The organism is Comamonas brasiliensis (genome assembly GCF_018292285.1).
Lineage (GTDB): Bacteria > Pseudomonadota > Gammaproteobacteria > Burkholderiales > Burkholderiaceae_C > Comamonas > Comamonas brasiliensis.
On the sequence record NZ_JAANES010000003.1, the window covers coordinates 442,382 to 456,693 of the forward strand.

16 protein-coding genes and 1 tRNA gene are annotated in these 14,312 nt (G+C 62.9%); 11 read left to right on the plus strand and 6 right to left on the minus strand.

Translation table 11 applies throughout. The annotated features are described in order from the left end of the window. Positions 1-15 precede the first annotated feature (15 nt). The 5 genes from ispE to pth all read left to right on the plus strand — a co-directional run bounded on the left by ispE (position 16) and on the right by pth (position 3,537). Positions 16-879, plus strand: coding sequence for a 4-(cytidine 5'-diphospho)-2-C-methyl-D-erythritol kinase (ispE, locus tag DJFAAGMI_RS14660; RefSeq protein ID WP_211457686.1), 864 nt, complete (start codon positions 16-18; stop codon positions 877-879). 30 nt (positions 880-909) lie between these two features. Beyond that, positions 910-986, plus strand: a tRNA-Gln gene (locus DJFAAGMI_RS14665). 44 nt (positions 987-1,030) lie between these two features. After that, the gene (locus DJFAAGMI_RS14670) at positions 1,031-1,990 is read left to right on the plus strand and encodes a ribose-phosphate pyrophosphokinase (RefSeq protein WP_003058452.1); all 960 of its coding nucleotides are present in this window, start codon (positions 1,031-1,033) and stop codon (positions 1,988-1,990) included. A 156-nt stretch (positions 1,991-2,146) separates the two neighbouring features. Beyond that, positions 2,147-2,770, plus strand: a complete 624-nt coding sequence (locus DJFAAGMI_RS14675; protein WP_003066033.1) for a 50S ribosomal protein L25/general stress protein Ctc — start codon at positions 2,147-2,149, stop codon at positions 2,768-2,770. A gap of 128 nt (positions 2,771-2,898) precedes the next feature. Beyond that, the gene (gene pth / locus DJFAAGMI_RS14680; RefSeq protein WP_211457687.1) at positions 2,899-3,537 is read left to right on the plus strand and encodes an aminoacyl-tRNA hydrolase; all 639 of its coding nucleotides are present in this window, start codon (positions 2,899-2,901) and stop codon (positions 3,535-3,537) included. A gap of 80 nt (positions 3,538-3,617) precedes the next feature. Here the strand turns inward: pth and DJFAAGMI_RS14685 are convergent, their stop codons facing one another. Then, complete coding sequence (locus DJFAAGMI_RS14685; RefSeq protein ID WP_043003465.1) at positions 3,618-3,878, minus strand: YfhL family 4Fe-4S dicluster ferredoxin; 261 nt, start codon at positions 3,876-3,878, stop codon at positions 3,618-3,620. Positions 3,879-4,051: 173 nt separating this feature from the next. Between DJFAAGMI_RS14685 and DJFAAGMI_RS14690 the strand changes: the two genes are divergently transcribed. From DJFAAGMI_RS14690 to DJFAAGMI_RS14710, 5 genes are all read left to right on the plus strand, one after another. Next, positions 4,052-5,014 (plus strand): ABC transporter permease, encoded by a 963-nt coding sequence (locus DJFAAGMI_RS14690; protein ID WP_003058458.1) that lies wholly within the window; start codon positions 4,052-4,054, stop codon positions 5,012-5,014. Further along, entirely contained in the window at positions 5,011-5,916 is a 906-nt protein-coding gene (locus DJFAAGMI_RS14695) for an ABC transporter permease (RefSeq protein ID WP_211457688.1), read from the plus strand. Before DJFAAGMI_RS14690 ends, DJFAAGMI_RS14695 begins: the two co-directional genes overlap by 4 nt. Before the next feature lie 6 nt (positions 5,917-5,922). Then, positions 5,923-6,951: an ABC transporter ATP-binding protein gene (locus DJFAAGMI_RS14700; protein ID WP_211457689.1), complete on the plus strand. Its 1,029-nt coding sequence runs from the start codon at positions 5,923-5,925 to the stop codon at positions 6,949-6,951. Continuing rightward, on the plus strand, positions 6,948-7,778 hold the full coding sequence (locus DJFAAGMI_RS14705; RefSeq protein ID WP_211457690.1) for an ATP-binding cassette domain-containing protein: 831 nt from the start codon (positions 6,948-6,950) through the stop codon (positions 7,776-7,778). The genes DJFAAGMI_RS14700 and DJFAAGMI_RS14705 overlap by 4 nt, the downstream gene beginning before the upstream one ends. A gap of 169 nt (positions 7,779-7,947) precedes the next feature. Further along, entirely contained in the window at positions 7,948-9,435 is a 1,488-nt protein-coding gene (locus DJFAAGMI_RS14710) for an ABC transporter substrate-binding protein (RefSeq protein ID WP_211457691.1), read from the plus strand. 27 nt (positions 9,436-9,462) lie between these two features. Here the strand turns inward: DJFAAGMI_RS14710 and DJFAAGMI_RS14715 are convergent, their stop codons facing one another. Next, the gene (locus DJFAAGMI_RS14715; RefSeq protein ID WP_211457692.1) at positions 9,463-10,314 is read right to left on the minus strand and encodes a LysR family transcriptional regulator; all 852 of its coding nucleotides are present in this window, start codon (positions 10,312-10,314) and stop codon (positions 9,463-9,465) included. A gap of 111 nt (positions 10,315-10,425) precedes the next feature. On the opposite strand from DJFAAGMI_RS14715, the gene DJFAAGMI_RS14720 reads away from it, so the two are divergent. Further along, on the plus strand, positions 10,426-10,818 hold the full coding sequence (locus DJFAAGMI_RS14720) for a tautomerase family protein (RefSeq protein WP_211457693.1): 393 nt from the start codon (positions 10,426-10,428) through the stop codon (positions 10,816-10,818). 13 nt (positions 10,819-10,831) lie between these two features. On the opposite strand, the gene DJFAAGMI_RS14725 is transcribed toward DJFAAGMI_RS14720, so the two are convergent. The 4 genes from DJFAAGMI_RS14725 to DJFAAGMI_RS14740 all read right to left on the minus strand — a co-directional run bounded on the left by DJFAAGMI_RS14725 (position 10,832) and on the right by DJFAAGMI_RS14740 (position 14,302). Continuing rightward, a complete protein-coding gene (locus DJFAAGMI_RS14725; RefSeq protein ID WP_211457694.1) occupies positions 10,832-11,479 on the minus strand; it encodes a LysE family translocator in 648 nt (215 codons plus the stop codon). Positions 11,480-11,557: 78 nt separating this feature from the next. Next, positions 11,558-12,448, minus strand: a complete 891-nt coding sequence (locus DJFAAGMI_RS14730; RefSeq protein ID WP_211457695.1) for a DMT family transporter — start codon at positions 12,446-12,448, stop codon at positions 11,558-11,560. A gap of 195 nt (positions 12,449-12,643) precedes the next feature. After that, a complete protein-coding gene (gene folE / locus DJFAAGMI_RS14735) occupies positions 12,644-13,366 on the minus strand; it encodes a GTP cyclohydrolase I (protein WP_003058469.1) in 723 nt (240 codons plus the stop codon). A gap of 171 nt (positions 13,367-13,537) precedes the next feature. Further along, positions 13,538-14,302, minus strand: a complete 765-nt coding sequence (locus DJFAAGMI_RS14740) for an endonuclease/exonuclease/phosphatase family protein (RefSeq protein ID WP_211457696.1) — start codon at positions 14,300-14,302, stop codon at positions 13,538-13,540. Positions 14,303-14,312: the final 10 nt, after the last annotated feature.

The window sequence follows — 14,312 nt, forward strand, 5'->3', positions numbered from 1 at the left end:
TGACACATACACGCCATGCACTCGCTCTATGACGTGCCGGCCCCGGCCAAGCTCAACCTCTTTTTGCACATCACCGGCCGCAGGCCTGATGGCTATCACCTGCTGGAATCCGTCTTCATGCTCATCGACTGGCATGATGTGCTGCATTTCGAGCGCACGGCCTGCGGCCAGATCAGCCGCGAGGACCTCAACGGCATCGCCCTGCCCGCCGACGATCTGATCACCCGCGCGGCCCGCGCCCTGCAGCAGGCCACAGGTTGCACCCAAGGCGTGCGCATAGGCATTGAAAAGCAGCTGCCGGCCCAGGCCGGCATGGGCGGCGGCTCATCCGATGCAGCCAGCACGCTGATAGCGCTGAACCGTCTCTGGAATCTGAAGCTCTCGCGCCAGGAACTGCAAAGCATTGGCCTGAAGCTCGGCGCCGACGTCCCCTTCTTTCTTTGCGGCCACTCAGCCTGGGTCAGCGGTATCGGTGAAGTCATCACCCCTCTGACAGACGGCGACGCCCTGCCGCAGCAGCAGTTTCTGGTAATCAAACCCGAACAGGGCCTGGAGACCGCAGGAATTTTTTCCAGCGAGTCACTGAAGCGCGATACAAAGCCTGCTACAATCTTCGACTTCGCTGCAAATCACTTCGGTTTTGGCCGAAACGACTTGCAGCCCGTCGCTGAAGGTCTGCAGCCTGAAGTGAAGAAAGTCAGAGAATGGCTCGAATCACTGAAATTGCATGCTAGAATGACGGGCTCGGGAAGTGCAGTATTTGCACCGATCACGCAAAACATTGATCTGAGCACTGCTCCAAGTAGCTGGCAGATCAGGGTTTGCAAAAATCTGGAAAAACACCCACTTCACAGCTGGATTCCAGAGAACAAGTTATAAGGCTGTTTGTCTTCGACAAAAGGCCTGTGTAGGGGAGTCGCCAAGTTGGTTAAGGCACCGGATTTTGATTCCGGCATGCGAAGGTTCGAATCCTTCTTCCCCTGCCAAACATCTTCTTGCGTCATAGCAACCCACAGCACTGGGACGCACAATGCATTCACATCACTCTGATTTCATGGTCTTCACGGGCAATGCCAATCCTGGCATGGCCGAAGAGATTGTTAAGCACCTCGGCACCACTCTGGGTGCTGCCGACGTTGGCCGTTTCTCCGATGGGGAAGTCGCGGTCGAGATCAAGCAGAACGTTCGCGCCCGTGACGTTTTCGTGGTTCAGTCCACCTGCGCACCGACCAACGACAACCTGATGGAGTTGCTGGTCATGGTCGATGCCCTCAAGCGCGCATCGGCCGAGCGCATCTGCGCCGTGATCCCCTACTTCGGCTATGCCCGCCAGGATCGCCGCCCCCGTTCCAGCCGCGTGCCCATCACCGCCAAGGTGGTGGCCAATATGCTGCAGGCAGTTGGCGTCGAGCGCGTTCTGACCATGGACCTGCACGCCGACCAGATCCAGGGCTTCTTCGACATTCCCGTGGACAACATCTACGCCACCCCTGTGCTGCTGGGTGATCTGCGTCAGAAGAACTACGAAGACCTGATCGTCGTCTCCCCCGACGTTGGCGGCGTGGTGCGTGCTCGCGCCCTGGCCAAGGAACTGGGTTGCGATCTGGCCATCATCGACAAGCGTCGCCCCAAGGCGAACGTGTCCGAAGTCATGCACGTGATCGGCGATATCGACGGCCGCAACTGCGTGATCATGGACGACATGATCGACACCGCCGGCACGCTGGTGAAGGCTGCCGAAGTGCTCAAGCAGCGCGGCGCCAAGAACGTGTACGCCTACTGCTCGCACCCCATCTTCTCGGGCCCGGCCCTGGAACGCATCGGCAACGGCAGCGCTCTGGACGAAGTGGTTGTGACCAACACCATTCCTCTGAGCCCCGCAGCCCAGCAGTGCGGCAAGATTCGCCAGCTGTCCGTGGCCGGCCTGTTTGCCGAGACAATTCACCGCATTTCCACAGGTGATTCGGTGAGCAGTCTGTTTACCGCTTAAAATCTCTGGTTTTTCGGCTTCGAGCCCAAGCAAACCTCCTTCGGGAGGTTTGACCGTTTCGAGGCCACCGCAAGAATCCACGGCCTTGCTGCAAGGTGCAGATTCTTTTATCAATCGGGCGAGACTGGTCGCGGTCCGTCCATCTAGGAGTTAGTTATGCAATTCGTCGCTACTGAGCGCGCCAAGCAAGGTACGGGTGCGAGCCGCCGTCTGCGTCTGTCGGGCAAGACCCCCGGTATCGTCTACGGTGCTGGTGAAGCCCAACTGATCGAAATCGATCACAACGCCCTGTGGCACGCTGTGCACAAGGAAGCTTTCCACTCCAGCATCCTGGACATGGAAATCAACGGTCAAGTGACCAAGGTCGTGCTGCGCGACGTGCAATTCCACCCCTACAAGAAGCTGGTGCAACACATCGACTTCCAGCGCGTGGACGGCAACACCAAGCTGCACATGAACGTGCCCCTGCACTTCGAAGGCGCTGCTGAATCCCCCGCCGTGAAGGTCGAGAACTGCACCGTGACTCCTCTGATGCACGAACTGCAAGTGATCTGCGAACCCGCAAACCTGCCCGAGTTCATCAAGGTGGACCTGAGCGCCCTGACTTCCAAGTCCGTGCTGGGCCTGCAAGCTCTGAAGCTGCCCAACGGCGTGAAGGCTGTGGTGCGTGGCGCCAACAAGAACCCTTCGCTGATCTCCATCAAGCTGCCCGAAGTGGCTCCTGCCGAAGGCGCCGCACCTGCTCCCGCAGCTGCTCCCGCCAAGAAGGGCAAGAAGTAATTCTTGTGTCTTCGGTACGGCGCCTGCCGCTGTACTCCAAGAAAAGGCCCACCTCGGTGGGCTTTTTCTTTGGGCCACGCAGAACCAGCGTGCCAGCCCAGCTTTGCTAGCAAGAAGATAATCCAGCAATGATCAAACTGTTTGTCGGCCTCGGCAATCCCGGCCCTGAATATGAAGACACCCGGCACAATGCCGGCTTCTGGTGGATTGATGCGCTGGCGCGCGAACTCAAGGTCAGTCTGGTTCCCGAACGCAGCTACTGGGGACTGATGGCCCGCACCAGCATCCACGGCCAGACCGTCTGGCTGCTGGAGCCGCAGACCTTCATGAATCTTTCGGGCAAGTCGGTAGGCACGCTGGCGCGCTTCTTCAAGATCCAGCCCGAGGAAATCCTGGTCGTGCATGACGAGCTGGACTTCGAACCCGGCGTGGTAAAGCTCAAGCTCGGCGGCAGCCATGGCGGCCACAACGGCTTGCGCGATATCCATGCCCAACTGGGCTCGCCCAATTACTGGCGTCTGCGCGTGGGCATAGGCCATCCCGGCCACAAGGGCGAGGTCGCCAGCTGGGTGCTCAAAAAACCGGCGCCCGACCAGCTCAAGCTGATCGAAGACGCCATCGCGCATTCGCTCAAGGCCTGGCCCGAGATGGTGGCAGGCCAGATGGACAAGGCCACTCTGGCCATCCACACCACCAAGGCGCCCCGCCCCAAGCCTGCCCGCAAGCCGGCGCCCGATGCCGTCCAGCCTGCAGGTGGCGAAGCCTGAACCTGGGGCAGAATGAAAAATAGCTCCTGAATCAGGAGCTATTTGCGCTTGATATAAAAAGAATTCAGCCCCGAAAAGCCTTAACTTTCTTTCTTGGCTTGCGTAAGCTGCTCATATTTTTTGAACAGCACTTCATGGCTTTCGATGTATTCGGGGTTCACCGGTATGCAGGCCACAGGGCAGATCTGCACGCACTGCGGCTCGTCAAAATGGCCTACGCACTCGGTGCACTTGTGCGGGTCGATTTCGTAGAACTCCTCACCCATGTAGATGGCATCGTTAGGGCACTCGGGCTCGCACACATCACAGTTGATGCATTCATCGGTAATCATCAATGCCATGTGCCAGCTCCTGTGCAGTTCTCGGTATCGGCCCACATTATCCCAAGCTCCCCAAGACATGGCTGCATCCGGGACAAAGCCTGCACCTCCAGGAAACGGCACAATGGCCGCTATGCTGCGCAGCACGCACACGCCGCCTGCGCCCACTTCACGATGAAACAACGCCTCACGCCATGAGCATCTTCTTGCTCAAACGCCTGCTCACGCTGATTGCCACATTGATAGGCGCCTCCATCGTGGTGTTTGCCGTGCTGGAAGTCCTGCCCGGCAATGCCGCCCAGATGCTCATGGGCCCCGATGCCGAGCCCGAGGCCGTGGCCGCCATGACGCAGCAACTGGGCCTGGACCAACCTGCGCTGACGCGCTACTGGCAGTGGATCAGCGGCCTGCTGCAGGGCGATATGGGCAACAGCTATGCCTATGGCTCCGCCGTGACCGAGCTGGTCTGGGAGCGCCTTGCGGTGACCGTGCCGCTGGCCGTCATGGCCATGTGCATCACCGCCGTGCTGGCCATTGCGGCGGGCGTGCTGGCCGCCGCCAACCACAAACGCTGGGGCGATGTGGGCCTGATGGGCCTGGCCCAGATCGGCATTGCCATTCCCAATTTCTGGTTTGCGATTCTTCTGATCCTGCTGTTTTCGGTCAAGCTGCAATGGTTCTCGGCCGGCGGCTTTCCGGGCTGGAGCGAGGAAGCCGGCGGCGGCCTGCTGCCCGCGCTGCAGGCGCTGCTGCTGCCCGCCGTGTCGCTGGCCGTGGTGCAATCGGCCATCCTGGCGCGCATCACTCGCTCTGCGGTGCTGGAAGTGCTGCGCGAGGACTTTGTGCGCACCGCCCGCGCCAAGGGACTGTCACGCGGCGCGGCGCTCTGGCGCCATGTGCTGCGCAACGCCATGATTCCCGTCGTCACCGTCATGGGCCTTCAGTTCGCCAATCTGCTTGCCGGCACCATCGTGGTGGAGAACGTGTTCTATCTGCCGGGCCTGGGCCGGCTGATCTTCCAATCCATCTCCAACCGCGACGTGATCGTGGTGCGCAACTGCGTGCTGCTGCTGGCAGCCATGGTGGTGGTGGTGAATTTTGTCGTCGATGTGCTCTATGCCGCCATCGACCCCCGCCTCAAAGCCAGCGACCTATGAGCAGGCAGACCGACACCCGCTTTCGCGTGCCCGACTACCCGACACGCGCCTTCTCGCGCACAAAGCCGCTCGGCCTTGGCCAGCGCGCCAGGCAGCACCGCAGCTTTGTGCTCGGAGCCTTGCTCACGGCCTTGCTGATTGCCGCCGCACTGCTGTCTTTTGTCTGGACGCCGGGCTCGGCCTACGAGATGGACATGGATGCCGCCCTGCAGACCAGCAGCAGCCGGCACTGGCTGGGCACCGACGCCTTCGGGCGCGACCTGGCCTCGCAGATTCTGGTCGGCGCGCGCGCCTCGATTGCGGTGGGCCTGATTGCCGTGGGCATAGGACTGGCGCTGGGCGTGCTGCTGGGTCTGATCGCTGCCGCCCGCCGCGGCTGGGTCGAGGAAATCATCATGCGGCTGGCGGACTTCACCTTTGCCTTCCCTGCCCTGCTGTCGGCCATCATGCTCACGGCCGTCTACGGGCCGGGCATGGTCAATGCCATCATCGCCATCGGCATCTTCAACATCCCCACGTTTGCGCGCATCACCCGCGCCTCGGCCAATGCCGTCTGGTCGCGCGACTATGTGATGGCGGCACGCGCCTGCGGGCAAAGCCGCACGGCCATCACCTTGCGCCATGTGCTGCCCAATATTGCCTCGGTACTGGTCGTGCAGGCCACCATTCAGTTCGCACTGGCTATTCTGGCCGAGGCTGCCCTGTCCTATCTGGGCCTGGGCACGCAGCCGCCCGAGCCCTCCTGGGGGCGCATGCTCAGCGAAGCCCAGACCCTGATGTTCCAGGCACCGCTGCTGGCCGTCTGGCCCGGCGTGGCGATAGCGCTGTCGGTGCTGGGCCTGAACCTACTGGGCGACGGTCTGCGCGACCTGCTGGACCCCCGACTGACACGCGAGCGCTGAATCAACATGGCTTTGCTTGAAGTCTCCAACCTCACCATCAATCTGCAAACTCATCGTGGCCGTGCCCAGGCCGTGCGCGATGTGAGCTTCACGCTGGAGCGCGGTGCCACGCTGGGCCTGATCGGCGAATCGGGCTGCGGCAAATCGCTGACGGCACTGGCGCTGCTGGGCCTGCTGCCCGAACATGCCCAGGTGGACGGCAGCATCCAACTGGACGGCCAGGAGCTGCTGGGCCTGAGCGAGCGCCGGCTCTGTGCGCTGCGCGGCAACCGCATGGCCATGGTGTTTCAGGAACCCATGAGCGCCCTCAACCCCGTGCACGGCATCGGCCGCCAGGTGGCAGAGCCGCTGCGCCTGCATCTGGGAATGAGCCGCGCCCAGGCCCGCGCCCGCGCCACCGAGCTGCTGGAGCGCGTGGGTATTGCACAGGCCGCACAGCGGCTGGACGACTACCCACACCAGTTCTCCGGCGGCCAGCGCCAGCGCATCATGATTGCCATGGCCCTGGCCTGCGGACCCGATCTGCTGGTGGCCGACGAGCCCACCACCGCCCTGGATGTGACGGTGCAGCAGCGCATTCTGGATCTGCTGCAGGAGCTGGTGGCCGAGCATTCCATGGCGCTGGTGCTCATCAGCCACGACCTGGGCGTGATTGCCCAGAATGTGGAGCAGCTGCTGGTCATGTATGGCGGCACCGTGGTCGAGTCCGGCATGACGGAAGCCGTGTTCGCCAGGCGCGCCCACCCTTATACGCGCGGCCTGTTTGCAGCCCGGCCGCAGCTCCAGGCCGCGCCAGCTGCGGGGCATCTGCCCACCATCGCAGGCGCCGTGCCGGAGCTCGTGGACCTGCCCGCAGGCTGCCCGTTTGCGGGCCGCTGCCCCCACACCCGGGACGACTGCTATGTGCAGCCGCCCCCGGCCCGCACCCTGCACCAGCCCAGCATGGCGGCTCCGGCCTCTCTGGCCTTCTGGCGCCAGCCCCATGTGGCGCGCTGCCTGTATGAGCAGGTACTCACGCAAGGAGCCCAGGCATGAACGGGCCGGCCGCTACCGGCGCGACAGGAGCCGCCAGCGAAATGCTGCTGAAGGCCAGCGGCCTGAAACGAGCCTATTCGCGCCCGCGCACATCGCTGTGGCACAAGCCCGAGCCGCTGCAGGCGCTGCGCGGCGTGAGCTTTGAATTGCAGGCGGGACAGAGCCTGGGCGTGGTCGGCGAATCGGGCTCGGGTAAATCCACGCTGGCGCGCCTGGTCATGGCACTGGATCGCCCCAGCGAGGGCACGGTGGAGCTGCTGGGCCGCAATCTGCATCAGCTTGGTGAACAGGCGCTGCGCGCGGCACGGCGCGACTTCCAGATGGTGTTTCAGGACCCCTATGGGTCGCTGGACCCGCGCATGACGGTGGAGCGCATCGTCAGCGAGCCGCTGGCAACCCTGAACGAGAAACCCGGCCGCGAGGCGCGGCGTCTCCAGGTACTGGAGGTGCTGGAACAGGTGGGTCTGCGCGCGCAGGATGCCGACAAATATCCGCACGAGTTCTCCGGCGGCCAGCGCCAGCGCATCGCGATTGCCCGCGCCCTGATCACCCGGCCCCGCCTGATCGTGGCCGACGAGCCGGTCAGTGCGCTCGATGTCTCCGTGCAGGCCCAGGTGCTCAATCTCATGCAGGACTTGCAGCGCGAGCTGGGCCTGTCCTATCTGTTCATCAGCCATGATCTGGCCGTGGTGCAGCATGTCTGCGATCAGGTTCTGGTGCTCCATCAGGGCCTGGTGGTGGAGCGCGGCACGCCGCGCCAGCTGTTTTCCGCCCCAGCTCACCCCTACACCCAGGCCCTGGTCCGGGCTGCGCCGCGAGTCCTCTGAAGCCGCGCGGCGAACAGTTGTTCACACTCGCGGCAGCGATATACCGGCAGCCCCCGCAAAGACGGTTGCGACTGGTGTAAAAACGCATAGGAAACAAGTCCGCTCCCCGCGATGACTTGCAGCGCTTTTGCGGGCCGCTTGCGGCCTGCCCCCATCGGAGACTTTGTTGATGTTCAATCGTCGCTCCTTGCTGGCCAGCTCGGCTGCCAGCTTGCCCTTGTTCGCCACCTGGCCAGCTCTCGCCCAGGCCAGAAAAGACAGTGTCACGCTGGCCATGACCCTGGAGCCACCAGGACTCGACCCCACGGCCGGAGCCGCCTCTTCGATTGCTGAAGTCGTGCTCTACAACGTGTTCGAAACCCTGACCAAAATCAACGCTGACGGCAGCGTTTCGCCACTGCTGGCCGAGAGCTGGGAGGTCTCCTCCGACCTCAAGACCTATACCTTCCGCCTGCGCAAGGACGTGAAGTTCCAGAACGGCGAACCCTTCAACGCCGCAGCCGTCAAGTTCTCGTTCGACCGTGCGGCGGCTGACAAGAGCACCAACAAGGACAAGCGCACCTTTGCCAATCTGAGCACCAAGGTCGTCGACGAGCACACGGTGGTGCTGAGCAATCAGGAGATAGACCCCGACTTTCTGTTCATGATGGGACAGGCCACGTCCATCATCGTCGAGCCCAAGAGTGCCGCAACCAATGCCGCCAAGCCCGTGGGCACCGGCCCCTACCAGCTGTCGGCCTGGGCCAGGGGCGCATCGGTCACGCTGAGCGCCTGGCCCGGCTACCGCTCGGCCACGGGCATTCGCATCAAGCGTGCCGTGTTCCGCTTCATTCCCGACCCCGCGGCGCAGGTTGCCGCCCTGCTGGCCGGCGATGTCGATGCCTTCCCGCGCGTCTCGCCGCGCAGCGTGCCTCAGTTCAAGGCCAATGCCCGCTTTCAGGTGGTGGTGAGCAACTCGCGCGCCAAGACCATTCTGGCCATCAACAATGCACGCAAGCCCTTGAACGACATCCGCGTGCGCCGCGCCATTGCCGCCGCCATCGACCGCAAGGCCGTGATTGCCGGCGCAGCAGACGGCTATGGCGTGCCCATCGGCAGCTACTACGTGCCCACGGCCTTTGGCTATGTGGACACCACGGGCGTGAACCCTTTCGATCTGGAAAAAGCCAAGGCACTGATGGCCGAAACCGGCATCAAGACGCCGCTGACGCTGACCATGACGCTGCCGCCTGCGCCCTATGCGCGTCAGGGCGGCGAGCTGATTGCGGCCCAGCTGGCCAAGATCGGCATCCAGCTCAAGCTGCAGAACGTGGAGTGGGCGCAATGGCTGTCTGGCACCTACACCAACAAGAACTACGACCTGACCATCATTTCGCATGTCGAGCCGTTTGATCTGGGCAACTTCGCCAAGCCCGACTACTACTGGGGCTACCAGTCCAAGGAGTTCAACGAGCTGTTCGACAAGATCAAGAGCACACCGCGCCCTGCCGATCGCGCACGCCTGCTTGGCGATGCCCAGCGACTGCTGGCCCACGACTCGGTGCATGGCTTTCTCTACACCCCGCAATGGGTGACTGTGGCGAACAAGAAGCTGCGCGGGCTGTGGAAGGACATGCCGGTGTTTGTGAACGATCTCTCGGCGCTGTCCTGGGGCTAGCACCGGCCTGCCCGGAGGAGCCCTGGCTCAGAACGACCACTGCTGCAGCAGCAGCGCGCGCACCTGCCCCAGCAGTTCCGGCTCCTCGCCTTTCGCCGGCAGCAAACCAAACCAGACCCGGGGCAGGCCGGGCAGGTTCAGCCCCGCCGGGACCTGCACCACACCCTCTCCCAGCGCCGAGGCATTGATGCAGGCCACCCCCAGGCCTGCAGCGATGGCCGATTGCAGGCCTGCAACGCCCGAGGCCTGATGCGCAATCTCATACGCAATGGCCCGCTTTTCCAGCTCCCGGATTGCCAGCTGATGCAAGGCGCAACTCTGCGGCAACACCAGCAGCGGCAGCGGCCCTGCCTGCTGCCAGCCCGGCGCACTGGCCCACACCAGCGCCTCGCTGGAGCCCATGGGCTGCAGCTGCGTCTGTGCGCTGTCCAGCGACATCACCAGGCCAAGATCGCTCAGGCCTGAAGACACGGCTGCGTGCACCTCGACGCTGCGCAACACGCTCACCTCCATGCGCACGCCAGGATGGATATGCGCCAGCTGCTTCAGCATCCGGGCCAGCAGGCCGGGCTTGAAGTAGTCCGTCACCGCCAGGCGGATCCGTCCGCGCAGGGACTCTCCACGCAAGTCCAGGAGCGCCTCGTCGGCCATGGCCGTGATGCGGCGTGCATGCTCGAGCAACTGCAGACCGCTGGCGGTCGGCGTCACCCCGGCCTTGCTGCGCAGCAGCAGCTGCTGACCCACGCAGTCCTCCAGTTTCTTGATCTGCTCGCTGACCGCAGATTGGGACAGAAACAACCGGGGTGCGGCCGCTGTCAGGCTGCCGGCCTCGCTCACCGCAATCAGGGTTCTCAACGGGGAAATTTCGAGAGAGGCCATGTTCTATCCATCGGAAAAACCGGATATATCAATCATATCTTTCCGTTTTTCAAATGGATAGAGAGTCCACAGAATGAGGCTGTCTTCACCAACCCATACAGGGACAATGCCATGCCACATATCGACATCCAGCTATCGGGACAAGCCAATGCCCAGCTCGGCCGCGAAGTCATCTCGCAGATTGCGCGCCTGACCCGGGACATCCTGCACAAGCAGCCCGAGCTCATCGCCATTTCCATTCGGTATGTGCCTGCCGATGCATGGTGGATCGACGGCCGGACCCTGGCCGAAACCGGCCATAGCTCGTTCTACCTGGGCATCAGCATCACCGACGAAACCAATACCAAGGCGGAAAAAGCGCTCTATCTGGAAGCCGTTCACCAGGCCATGGCGGGCTTGCTGCCCAGGCTGCACGAGGTCTCCTATGTGCATCTGATCGATGCGCGTGCCGCAGCCTATGGATACGGCGGAAAAACGCAGGAGTTTCGCCACCAGCATCGCTAGGCCCTGTCCCCCGCTACCGCTGCACCATCACCAGGCGCAGCGCCAGCGCGCCGAAGACGGTGGCGGCAATGCGGTTGAGCCAGCGCTGGGCGCTGGCCGAGCGCTGCAGCAGCTGACCGAACAGACCCGAAAAGCAGGCGATGGAGCCGAACACCAGCCAGGCCGCCAGCATGAACACGCAGCCCAGCACCATGACCTGAAGCGCGACGCTGCCGCGTGACGGGTCGGTGAACTGGGGCAGAAAGGCCAGAAAGAAGATCAGCACCTTGGGATTGGTGAGGTTCATGACCACACCGCGGCCCATCCAGCGCATGGCGACTCTCAAGCTCAGCACATCGCGCTCGGTCTGCGCCCTGGCAGTTTCCTCAACATGCACGGGCGCACGCCAGGCTCCCCAGGCCAGATAGGCCAGATAGGCAGCACCGCAGAGCTTGAGCACCGTGAACAGCATGGGCGATGCGGCCACCACGGCCGCCAGGCCCAGTGCCACCGCCGCCGTGTGACCGACAATGCCCAGGCACAGGCCCGCCACCACGCACAACCCCACGCGCCAGCCGCGCTGGGCCGACTGCACCAGCACAAACAGATTGTCGGGGCCGGGGCTCAGGCCCAGCAGCAGGGCCACGCCAAAGAATGTGATCAGGACTTCCCAGGTCGGCATTGTCAGGTCTCTTCAAAAAAACAGCGGCTTGCGATCCATCGGCAACGGCCGCCAGCCTATGCGATACATCCGCCCATTTCAACCCAGCCCCAGAGCAGTCACGCCCAGGGCGATCATGATGGCCCCGGCGATGCGCAGGGCTCGGTCGCCCTCGCCCAGCAGCCTGCCGCCGATCAGGGCCGCGAACAGCATGGACACCTCGCGCGCTGGCGCGACATGGGAGATGGGCGCGCTTTGCACCGCATACAGCACCAGCACATAGGCAATGGGGCTGAAAAACGCCACCACGGCCGCATAGCGCCACTGCAGATGCCACAGGCGCTTGGTCTCGGGCCAGTCCCGGGCGGCCAGCGGCGCCAGAATCACCAGCCGGATCAGATTGCCCATATAGTCCACCAGAATCGGCGACATCATCAGCATCTTGACGGCATAGCTGTCCACCACCGTGTAGCTGGCAATGAACAAGCCCGTCAGCAGACCGTAGTAGAGACCGGACAGCACGCGCTGGCGTGCCTCCAGATCCTGCCCCTCGCGGATGGCCACAATCATGCGCGGGCCGCCCGCGATCAGAAACACGCCCAGCACCACGCCCGCAATGCCGGCAGCCCCCAGCGTGGAGATCTGCTCACCGAGAAAGATCACCGCCACCAGCGAGGAGATCAGCGGCCCGCTGCCGCGCGCCAGCGGATAGACCACCGTCAGGTCGGCCACGCGATAGCCGCGCAGCAGCACGATGAAATAAGCCACATGCAGCACGGCGCTGGCAGTAACGAAGGCCCACTCCATCCAGCCCCAGTCCGGCACCACATCCTTGCCCAGCCACCAGCCCAGCGGCAGCCAGATGACGGCGTTGCAGATGGCGGTGTAGAGCGAAAAACGTGCATCTCCACCCGCCTTCTTGGCCACGATGTTCCAGCCCGAATGAATCAGGCCGGCCAGAATGATGAGAGTGAACGCTTGCAGGGACATGGGAGCCAAAAATGCAAAAGGCCGCGCGACGCGCAGCCTTTTGAAAAGAAAAGTTCAGTTGCTCACCTGGCCAGCTATGGCCAAAACCTCATAAAACTGGCACCAGCCGTCAGAGGGATGCCGAGCAAGAGCCGCCTCGCAGCTAGGGCATCGTCCCCCTTGGGGGAAGGCGCGCAGCGACTCAGGGGGGATCATTTACTTACGGGCTGCTATGAGCGAGAGGAATTCGCGGCGCAGTTCGGAGTTGGTGAGGAAGGCACCGCGCATGACGGAGTTCAGCATCTTGGAGTCCATCTCGCGCACGCCGCGCCAGGACATGCAGAAATGCGAGGCTTCCATGACCACGGCCAGTCCGTCGGGACGGGTCTTGTCCATGATCAGATCGGCCAGCTGGATGATGGCTTCTTCCTGAATCTGCGGACGGCCCATGATCCAGTCGACCAGACGCGCGTACTTGGACAGGCCGATCACATTGGTGTTCTTGTTGGGCAGCACGCCGATCCAGATCTTGCCGATCACGGGGCACAGGTGGTGGCTGCAGGCACTGCGCACGGTGATCGGGCCGACGATCATCAGCTCGTTCAGGTGCTCGGCATTGGGGAATTCGGTGATCGCGGGCTGGGCCACATAGCGGCCACGGAAGACCTCGTTCAAATACATCTTGGCCACGCGGCGGGCCGTGGCACGGGTGTTGTGGTCGTGTACGGTGTCGATGACCATGGAGTCGAGCACGCCCTGCATCTTCTCCTGCACCTCGTCCAGCATTTTCTCCAGCTCGCCGGGCTCGATGAATTCGGAAATATTGTCGTTGGCGTGGAAACGCTTGTTCGCCGCCTGCAGCCGCTCGCGGATCTTGACCGAGACGGGCGTACCTTCGGCCTGGTTGTCTTTTTTCATATCGGCGAGATCTCTGAACATCCAAGGATGGTACCAGTGAATCAACTTCCCGAAGCTACAAAGGATTTGGCATCCAGAAGCAGATTCACAAGGCGTCGGAAGCTATTGTTTCAGGAGCAATCCCTCAATCGGCCTGCACCCGGAGCCAGAGATGGCGAGAAAGGGGAAGGCACAGGGCCGGGCCCAGGGCTGCTACAGCTTGAACTCCGCGATCAGCGGCAGATGGTCCGACATGCGCCACCAGATGCGCCCCTTGGGCACCTGCAGCCCCAGCGGCGTCAGGCCGCGCACATAGATATGGTCGAGCTGTGCAATCGGCAGCCGCGAGGGATAGGTCAGAATGCCCTGCGTCTCCTCGTACTCGAACAGGCCGAAGCCCGCCAGCATGCGCTTGATCTGGTTGCCCCAGTCGTTGAAGTCGCCCGCCACCACCAGCGGCGCATTGGGCGGCACCTCGCGCTCGATGAAGCGCTGCAGCAGTGCAATCTGGCGAATGCGGCTGCCCGGAATCAGGCCCAGGTGCACGACGATGGAATGCACGCGCTTGCCGTGGATGTCCAGCTCCACATGCAGCAGGCCGCGCTGCTCGAAGCGGTGATCCGAGATGTCCTCGTGCTGGTAGCCGATCACGGGCCAGCGGCTGAGCAGCGCATTGCCGTGCTCGCCATCCCTGGTGTAGGCATTGGTCAGATAGACAGACTCGTAGCCTTCGGGAGCCAGGTACTCGGCCTGCGGCACATCGGGCCAGCGGTCGAAGTACTGCTCTTCCTTGCGGTTCATCTTGCGCACTTCCTGCAGGCAGACGATGTCCGCATCGAGCTGCTCCACCGCGAGTCCCAGATTGTGAATCTCCAAGCGCCTGGCAGGGCCCAGGCCCTGCACACCCTTGTGAATGTTGTAGGTGGCCACGCGCAGGATCTGCGGCTCTGGCGGTGTAGACAACTGAACTTCAGACATAGGCACTGAT